11 protein-coding genes and 1 tRNA gene are annotated in these 8,286 nt (G+C 45.6%); 5 read left to right on the top strand and 7 right to left on the bottom strand.

What is annotated here, in order from left to right:
- The first annotated feature begins 523 nt into the window (after window positions 1-523).
- Both rpmI and rplT read left to right on the top strand, forming a co-directional pair.
- On the top strand, window positions 524-721 hold the full coding sequence (gene rpmI / locus QZT80_RS16055; protein WP_295124069.1) for a 50S ribosomal protein L35: 198 nt from the start codon (window positions 524-526) through the stop codon (window positions 719-721).
- Window positions 722-757: 36 nt separating this feature from the next.
- Window positions 758-1,105, top strand: coding sequence for a 50S ribosomal protein L20 (rplT, locus tag QZT80_RS16050; protein WP_244837636.1), 348 nt, complete (start codon window positions 758-760; stop codon window positions 1,103-1,105).
- A 4-nt stretch (window positions 1,106-1,109) separates the two neighbouring features.
- Here rplT and ispE read toward each other — a convergent pair whose 3' ends face one another.
- The 4 genes from ispE to QZT80_RS16030 form a co-directional block, all read right to left on the bottom strand.
- Complete coding sequence (gene ispE, locus QZT80_RS16045) at window positions 1,110-1,919, bottom strand: 4-(cytidine 5'-diphospho)-2-C-methyl-D-erythritol kinase (protein WP_295124064.1); 810 nt, start codon at window positions 1,917-1,919, stop codon at window positions 1,110-1,112.
- Window positions 1,920-1,943: 24 nt separating this feature from the next.
- Complete coding sequence (locus QZT80_RS16040; RefSeq protein ID WP_295124061.1) at window positions 1,944-2,546, bottom strand: bifunctional nuclease domain-containing protein; 603 nt, start codon at window positions 2,544-2,546, stop codon at window positions 1,944-1,946.
- Window positions 2,547-2,678: 132 nt separating this feature from the next.
- Window positions 2,679-3,653 (bottom strand): electron transfer flavoprotein subunit alpha/FixB family protein, encoded by a 975-nt coding sequence (locus tag QZT80_RS16035; RefSeq protein ID WP_295124058.1) that lies wholly within the window; start codon window positions 3,651-3,653, stop codon window positions 2,679-2,681.
- A 34-nt stretch (window positions 3,654-3,687) separates the two neighbouring features.
- Complete coding sequence (locus tag QZT80_RS16030; RefSeq protein WP_295124056.1) at window positions 3,688-4,428, bottom strand: electron transfer flavoprotein subunit beta/FixA family protein; 741 nt, start codon at window positions 4,426-4,428, stop codon at window positions 3,688-3,690.
- A 75-nt stretch (window positions 4,429-4,503) separates the two neighbouring features.
- Between QZT80_RS16030 and QZT80_RS16025 the strand changes: the two genes are divergently transcribed.
- Complete coding sequence (locus QZT80_RS16025; RefSeq protein ID WP_295124053.1) at window positions 4,504-4,815, top strand: tetratricopeptide repeat protein; 312 nt, start codon at window positions 4,504-4,506, stop codon at window positions 4,813-4,815.
- A gap of 16 nt (window positions 4,816-4,831) precedes the next feature.
- Window positions 4,832-6,160, top strand: a complete 1,329-nt coding sequence (gene tilS / locus QZT80_RS16020; protein ID WP_295124050.1) for a tRNA lysidine(34) synthetase TilS — start codon at window positions 4,832-4,834, stop codon at window positions 6,158-6,160.
- Between the two features lie 2 nt (window positions 6,161-6,162).
- On the opposite strand, the gene QZT80_RS16015 is transcribed toward tilS, so the two are convergent.
- Both QZT80_RS16015 and QZT80_RS16010 read right to left on the bottom strand, forming a co-directional pair.
- Complete coding sequence (locus QZT80_RS16015) at window positions 6,163-6,798, bottom strand: rhomboid family intramembrane serine protease (protein ID WP_295124047.1); 636 nt, start codon at window positions 6,796-6,798, stop codon at window positions 6,163-6,165.
- Between the two features lie 39 nt (window positions 6,799-6,837).
- Window positions 6,838-7,311 carry a 23S rRNA (pseudouridine(1915)-N(3))-methyltransferase RlmH gene (locus QZT80_RS16010; RefSeq protein ID WP_295124044.1) on the bottom strand — a complete coding sequence of 158 codons (474 nt, stop codon included), beginning with the start codon at window positions 7,309-7,311 and terminating at the stop codon, window positions 6,838-6,840.
- A 127-nt stretch (window positions 7,312-7,438) separates the two neighbouring features.
- Between QZT80_RS16010 and QZT80_RS16005 the strand changes: the two genes are divergently transcribed.
- Window positions 7,439-7,512 (top strand) — tRNA-Arg (locus QZT80_RS16005).
- Window positions 7,513-7,781: 269 nt separating this feature from the next.
- Here the strand turns inward: QZT80_RS16005 and QZT80_RS16000 are convergent.
- A complete protein-coding gene (locus tag QZT80_RS16000; protein WP_295124041.1) occupies window positions 7,782-8,234 on the bottom strand; it encodes a hypothetical protein in 453 nt (150 codons plus the stop codon).
- Window positions 8,235-8,286 lie beyond the last annotated feature (52 nt).

Raw genomic sequence — 8,286 nt, 5'->3', positions numbered from 1 at the left:
TGCGCTAACAGTTAGGTGAATAGAATGATACCCTCTACGGTTATCCGCAAAGCGCCCATTGGCAATATGCCCTGTATGCGATGTGAGAAAATTCAGCTCCGCGAGCTGACACTTCTGTAGTGTAAAATGCTTTCATAGGTCTTCGGTCTTTCGGTTCGGTTATTCCAGGATATATATAATATAGGTATTCGATATTCTAATATTCGGTGTTCAGGTACGGTATTTCTAATATTCGGTGTTCAAGTTCGGTATTTTCTCTCTTTCCAAAGTCCGGTATTCGGTTCATCTGAAATTAAAATTAATGACAATATATGAAAAACAAAAATACATTTTTACCGACACTGATCAAAAAACTACGGACTTTATGTTTATAAACTATCTGTAACCTGATTTCCAATCATTTAATCTAGCCAAAAAAATGTTAACTTTTTCTACACAAACGGAATACCAAATAATATTTTTGTTACAGCATAAGGGATTTGTTAAATTAATCCCTACCTTTGCAGACCAAATTTGACGTAAGATGCCGAAAGTAAAAACACACTCCCGTGCGAAAAAAACCTTCAAGGTTACCGGGGGCGGAAAAATCAAGCGTGCAAATGCCTTCAAAAGCCATTTGCTCACTAAAAAAAGCAACAAGAGGAAACGCCATCTCAGAGGCGGCAACATGGTAAATGATGCCAACCTGAACCTGGTTAAAAGGATGCTTGTTCTCCGCTAATCTTTTCAAATTTATTTAACTTTTAAAGCGTAATCAATGCCTCGTTCAGTAAACGCAGTCGCGTCAAGAGCAAGAAGAAAGAAAATCTTAAAGCAAGCTAAAGGCTTCTACGGTAAAAGAAAGAACGTATACACCGTTGCCAAGAACGTTCTGGAGAAAGGTCTTACATATAGCTATGTTGGCCGAAAACTGAAGAAAAGAGAATACCGCCAGCTGTGGATCGCACGTATTAACGCTGCTGCCCGCGCCGAAGGTCTCACTTACTCTCAGTTTATCCATAAATTATCAGAAAAGCATATCGACCTTAACAGGAAAGTGCTCGCTGACTTGGCAATGAACGAACCAGAAACCTTTAAAGCTTTAGTTGCTTCCGTTAAAGGATAAGCAGTTAAACTTTCTTAAATACTCGGTAACCGGCTTCCCACAAGGAGCCGGTTATTTTATTTTTGGCAAAGATACCCACCACCGCCGATCCGCTTCCACTCATCGCTGCAAATACGGCTCCTTCGGCATACATCTTTTCCTTTATCGCTCTTATTGCAGGGTATTCGTCGAACACAACTGCCTCAAAATCATTAACTAAAATATCTTTCCAGCGCTCCACGGCTTTCAGGTCTAACTCCCGCAACGGCTGAGCCGGTACACCTGGCTTTATCTTTCCGAAGGCTTTCCCTGTATTAATATGAATACCGGGATGCACTACCAGGAAGCTGTAATTTCCCAAATTCAGGTCTATTTCTTCCAATATCTCACCTCTTCCGGTAGCCAAACACGGCGTGTTCCTGATAAAAAATGCGCAGTCACTCCCCAAAACGGCAGCATATTGTAGCAATGCGTCCTCATCTATACCCAACTGAAACTTGTCGTTCAGTAATTTAAGGGTAAATGCGGCATCGGCAGAGCCTCCACCGAGACCGGCACCAATTGGAATATTCTTAAAAAGATGAATTTGAACGGGAGGGAGGTGAGGAAAATCCTTTTTCAGAAGATGATAGGCCTGCAGACAAAGATTGTCGGCCGGATTACCGGGTACATCAATACCGCTGCCTATAAACTGTAACGACTCCCCAGGTATAATCTCCAATGCATCGCAGAACGGAAGGGGATAAAAGATAGTCTCCAGGTCGTGGAAACCGTCTGCACGTTTGCGCAGGATATTCAACCCTAAATTTATCTTACAATTTGGGAAAACGACCATAATAATAAAGAAACGATAAAGGGCTTATTTACTTCTGCGGTTGTTAATTTCGTCCCGGATAGCGATCGCGCGGATATAATCCTCCTGTTCCAGAACGTCCTGCAGCAACTGGTTAAGATCTTCCAGGCTCATCGCTTTCAGATCATCCTCCACACCTTTTTCATGCTCGGAAATAGTAGGTCCGGTAGTGCTTTTAGTGGCCTTTTTACCAGCCGGATCGTCCAGCAAAATACCTGCACTATTGAGAATGTTCTCGTATGTGTAGATCGGGCAACCGAAACGGACCGCCAATGCCAACGCATCGGATGTGCGGGAATCAATTTCGATTGTATCATCGTTATTGGAGCAAACAAGCTTTGAATAGAAGATGCCTTCCTGCAAATTACTTATAACAACCTCGTGCAGCTCAACCCCAAACGCATTCATAAAGTTCTTCATGAGATCATGAGTCAAAGGACGGCTGGGTTGCATCTTTTCGAGAGCAACAGCAATGGCCTGCGCTTCAAAACCACCAATCACGATCGGTAAGCGCCTTAATCCGTTCACTTCGCCCAACACTACAGCGTAGGAATGAGTCTGAGTAATGCTATGCGACAATGCAACTATTTCCAATTCTATCTTTCTCATACTTGTCAAATACGTGCGCACTGAGGTTAATATCAGCACAAGACGTGAAGTTAGAAAAATATTCTAAAAAAAAACATTTGACAAAGTGATAGTTAAAGACTTATCACCTCTAACTATCACTTTATTTATCTGCTATGATCCTGACTTCAGCTTTTTAACCGCCTCGGTAATTTTAGGCACCACTTCAAATGCATCACCAACTATGCCATAGTCTGCTGCCTTGAAGAACGGAGCTTCGGGATCTTTATTGATCACCACTATCACCTTACTGCCGTTCACCCCGGCCAGGTGCTGTATAGCGCCTGAAATACCAATGGCTATATACAGGTTAGGACGAATGGTGAGCCCGGTCTGCCCCACGTGTTCATGATGCGGGCGCCAGTCGGAATCGGATACCGGGCGCGAGCAGGCCGTAGCAGCTCCCAGCGCTTTGGCCAGGTCTTCCACCAAACCCCAGTTCTCCGGCCCTTTTAATCCACGACCGCCACTCACTACGATCTCTGCCTCTGTTAAAGGCACTTCCCCACTGATCGTTTCGGTTTTTATTACCTTCACTTTGAAGTCTGCATCACTTACAGCAGGAGCGAAGGCTTCCACCTGTGCGGTACTAGCTCCCTGTTCTACCGCAAACGTATTAGGCAGCAGGGATATCACTTTAATATCGGAAGTAATGTTCACCTTAGCGAATGCCTTACCGGAAAACACGTTCTTCTTTACTACAAATCCGGAACCAGTATCGGGCAGTTCAATAGCTCCGGCAACGAAACCTGCTTTAAGTTTGGCGGCCACTCTTGGTGCAATGGCACGACCGGAGAAGTTATGGGAGAATATTACCACCTTCGAGCCTTCCTTCGACGCTGCTTCCACAACCGTTTTAGCGCTCACACCGGCATCAGCGTCGTTAAACTTAGCATCGGCCACGTGTAAAACTTTGGTGGCGCCGTAGTTGCCCAAAGCAGCCAGTTCGGCATTATCCACCTCACCCAGCACGATGGCCGTAGCGGTGGTGCCCAGTTGTTGCGCTATTTTAGCGCCATACTGCACGGCTTCCTGCGCCGCTTTCTTTATTTTTCCCTGGAATTGATCCGCGAATATTAATACTGACATAATAATTTCTTTTTTGATGTGATAACGTGGAAGACTAGAATGCTTTGGCCTGCTCGTGCAGCAGTTTCACCAGCTCTTCAGGGTTGTTGGGGTCGATGAGTTTAACGCCTGCCTTAGCCGGAGGCAATTCGAAACCCACTACTTCAGTGAGCGTGTCTACCGCAGCAGGCTCCACCACTTTCAACGGTTTAGTCCTGGCAGCCATAATACCTTTCATATTAGGAATACGCTGTTCGGCCATGCCTTTCTGGCTGCTCACCACTAAAGGCAGGCTAACTTCCACTACTTCCTCGCCACCTTCGATCTCACGGTTGAGGGTAGCGGTTTGCCCGTTCACATCCAGTTTGGCAGCGATGGACACGTAGGGGAGGTCCAGCAGCTCAGCTACCATACCACCAATGCTGGAACCATTATAATCGATCGTTTCCTTACCGGTAAGGATCAGATCATAGCTTTCATTTTTTGCATGTTCCGCGATCTGCGCAGCAATGTAGTAACTATCATGACTATCCGCGTTAATACGAATAGCCTCGTCGCCGCCCAGTGCCAGTGCTTTGCGGATAATAGGTTCTGTGTCTGCACCGCCAACGGTAATGAGATGCACCGTACCGCCTAAAGTTTCTTTTAATTCCAGGGCACGCACCAGCGCATACCATTCATCATAGGGATTAATGATGAATTGTACACCAGCTTCACTGAATTTCGTGTTGTTGTCTGTGAAAGCTATTTTTGCAGTGGTGTCCGGGGTTTTACTGATACATACTAAAATCTTCATAACCTTTAACTTAGTTTTGTTTTGGTAAATGCGGTATTTACAAATATATCGATTTTAAGAATTCATAACAGGCATATGAGCAGAATAGAACAATTAACCGGTTTGCTACAGCAGGAGCCAGGCGACAGTTTCCTCAAACACGCGCTGGCACTGGAATACATCAAAATCGGGGATGATGTTGCCGCCAGGCGGGAATTTGAAGAACTGTTGCAGAACGATCCTGCTTACACGGGTTCTTACTACCATCTGGGTAAACTGCTGGAGCGTAACGGCGCCCCCGACGAAGCGATGGCCACCTATGAAAAAGGGATGGCTATTGCCAAAGCAGCTGGCGAAAGACATGCTTATAATGAACTACAATCTGCCTACGAAGACCTGGCCTACTAAATCTTAACGCTCCCTTATGCAAGAAGCATTCCGCGATTATATCCGGCAACAAAATATATTTAACCCGGGTCAGAAAATACTGCTGGCTGTAAGTGGAGGCCGCGATTCTGTCGTAATGGCCCATCTTTTTAAACGGGAAAAAATTTCTTTTGAAATAGCGCACTGCAACTTCGGCCTCAGAGGCGAGGAATCGAAGCGTGATGAACGATTTGTGGCGGAACTGGCTCAAAAACTCAACGTCCCTTTTCATGTAACGAACTTCGACACGAATGCTTACGCCGAAGAGTTCAGGCAATCGATACAGGTAGCCGCACGCAGCCTGCGTTACGAGTGGCTGGAAAAGATCAGAGCGGAGCGTGACCTGGACTATATTGCTACTGCCCATCATATGCAGGACAACGTGGAAACGGTATTGATGAATCTCTCTAAAGGCACAGGCATAGCGGGTTTGCACGGTATACTACCTAAAAGCGGGCGTATCATAAGGCCACTACTGTTTGCTACCCGCGAAGAAATAGACCTGTACGAGAAGGAAAAGGAAATTGCCTTTGTGGAAGACAGTTCTAATATAACGGAAAAGTACACACGTAACTATTTCCGCCACCAGGTGCTACCTAAACTCCAGGAGGCTTATCCTGAAGCAATCCGTAACATAGGCGGCAGTATAGAACGCTTGCGGGAGGTGGAAATCCTGTACCGCGAAGCAGTGGAAACGCACCGTAAGAAGTTACTGGAAAAAAGGGGAGAAGAGCATTTTATCCCGATACTGAAATTGCAAAAGTCTGTTCCCCTCTCTACCATCACTTACGAGCTGCTGAAACCCTTTGGCTGCAATACCGCACAGGCACAACAGGTAGTGGATATGCTGGACAGCAGCCCGGGTAAGTATCTATCTACCCAAACCCATCGTATTTACCGCGACAGGAAATGGCTGATCATTACGCCACAGCAAACGGACATTGCGACCCACTTTGTAATTGAAGAAGAACAGGAGCATGTTTTGCTGCCTAATGGCCAAATAAACATCACCTATAAAGACGCAACGGGCGATAAACCACCACAAGCCGCCACCATTGGCTGCCTCGATATTAAACACCTGAAGTTTCCGCTACTGGTCAGGAAATGGAAGAAGGGCGACTACTTCTACCCACTGGGTATGCAGAAAAAGAAGAAGCTCTCCCGTTTCTTCATCGACCAGAAATTATCTATCCCTCAGAAGGAAAATACATGGGTAATTGAATCTGACAAAAAGATAGTCTGGGTAGTAGGCATGCGTATTGACGACCGCTTTAAGCTAAGCCCGCAAACAAAATCGATCGTGCAGCTGGAGTGGCGCCCGGCCTAATATCAACGGCCGCCGCCATAATAATACTTTAAGCCCGGGAAGCCGTGCTGCAGGGTATTGATAAAAGCGTAACCGATGGAAGGATCGAGCAAAACAGGAAACAATAAGCCGAAACAAGCGCCCCAATAGTGAGCGTCATGCGCTACATTGCCTTGTCCGCGCCTGTCGAGGTATATAGACAGGAGCAGGAATATCACACCATAAACAATGGCGGGCATCTTAATAAAGTAGAAATAGATGACTGCCCAGGGCTGAAAAAGTACCCCGGAGAAGATTACCGCCGATACTGCACCCGATGCGCCCAGTGAATAATAATATTCATGGTCGCGGTGTTTAATCAGAGAGGGTATATCAGATACCACCAATGCCAGCACATACATCAGCAGGAAATAATACTTACTGCCAAAAGTCACTACGTACATATCTTCCACCACGCTGAAAAAATACAGCGAAAGCATATTAAAGATAAGATGCGGATAATCTGCATGCACTAACCCGGAAGTAAGAAGCCGGTATAACTGCTTATAGTGTTTCACACCGTAAGGCCACATGCTTAACTTCGTCTTTTGGTCTTCACTTCTGAAAGCGGTGATGGTAACCAGGCAGGTAAGGATGATGATCGACAGGCTAATGGACATAAATTGAGCTGATGTTATATGCTAAAATAATGTTTTCTGCTATTCGTGATGATATTTTTCATTACTCAGTACCGAATAGGCCCTGTAAAGCTGCTCGGTAATAATGAGACGCACAAGTTGATGCGGAAAAGTAAGGGCGGAGAGGGATAATTGAAGCTGCGCGCGTTTAAGCACCGGTTCATCCAGCCCAAAGGCGCCGCCAATAAGAATAATTACCTGCCTTGTACCGGCATTTGCCCGTTGTTGAAGAAAGTCAGCCAACTGTAGAGTGGTCATGGTTTTACCCCGCTCGTAAAGCGCCACCAGGTAGTCGGAAGGCTGCAACATGTCCAGCAGCATTTTGCCTTCCTGTTTTTTTAATTCGGTGGTAGAAAGACTGGCGGCCTGTTTTACAGTGGGAATTAATTTAAGCTCAAAATCCACGTAATGCTGCAATCTTTTTTGAAATATTTTGATGCCTTCGGCGATATACGCATCGTTATCCTTACCGATGCTCCAAACCTGTATCTTCAAGGGTTCCGGCGTTTTTGATGATGCGCCAAAAGTAGTATTTTAAAAGAAAATCGAAGAATTTTGGGTCAAAGATTTGCAGAAATAAAAATTCTACATACATTTGCATCCCGCTCAACACAGCAGGAATGGCCTTGTAGCTCAATTGAATAGAGCATCTGACTACGGATCAGAAGGTTTCAGGTTTGAATCCTGACAGGGTCACAAAAAAGGACAAAGAGAAATGATTCTTTTTGTCCTTTTTCCGTTTAGGCTAATGCTCAAGCCGCTTCTGCGGCTACCGCCGGAGTTTTATCAATTGGAATGGTCTGAATTTACCTTCAGGCATTTGGTCAGGAAGAAAAGGCTTCTGGAAAATCGCCCTGATGCCTGCCAATACACCCAATAAATTAGTGCCCCAACAATTCACCCAATGCATACTAAGAAAGGGAAACCTGCGTGCAGATTCCCCTGTTCCCTTCGTTAAACGCTGCTTAGTAATTAAACTGTTTAAAATAGTCGGAAGTCACCGTTTGATTAACGGCTGCAATATCTTTTCCACCAACTTTTCCAGTCACATTTACTGTAAGCGGAGTGCCGGAATTGATACTGTTAATGTGCAGCGCCACCACATCAAGCCCTACCACAGACTCCACCACAAAGGTGCCCCCCGCAGCAAAATCATCTTCATCCAACAAAATACCACTCTCGTTGTTCATCACAGTGCCATTTAGCTTCCAGAGCGTTTTTTCTGCAGATCCGGACACACCGCCCACTACCTGCACCGTTATGCGGTCGCCTTCGGCAAGTTTTACGTCGCCTATCGTAATATTAAACTTAGCCGATTTCTTACCGCCGGGGCTTGCGGGGTCCTTGTCCCCGGAACAGGCGCCCAGGGCTAACAGGCTTGAGAAAAGAACATTCATCAGTAATCGTTGCTTAATCATGGTTCCGTAATTTTATTTTCTTCTCAAAAGTATAAAGGCCCGCTATGCCGGA

It is taken from the genome of uncultured Chitinophaga sp., assembly GCF_902168175.1.
In the GTDB taxonomy this organism is placed as follows: Bacteria; Bacteroidota; Bacteroidia; order Chitinophagales; family Chitinophagaceae; genus Chitinophaga.
The sequence above is the reverse complement of the archived record's forward strand: the minus strand, read 5'-3'. Positions and strand labels throughout refer to the sequence as shown.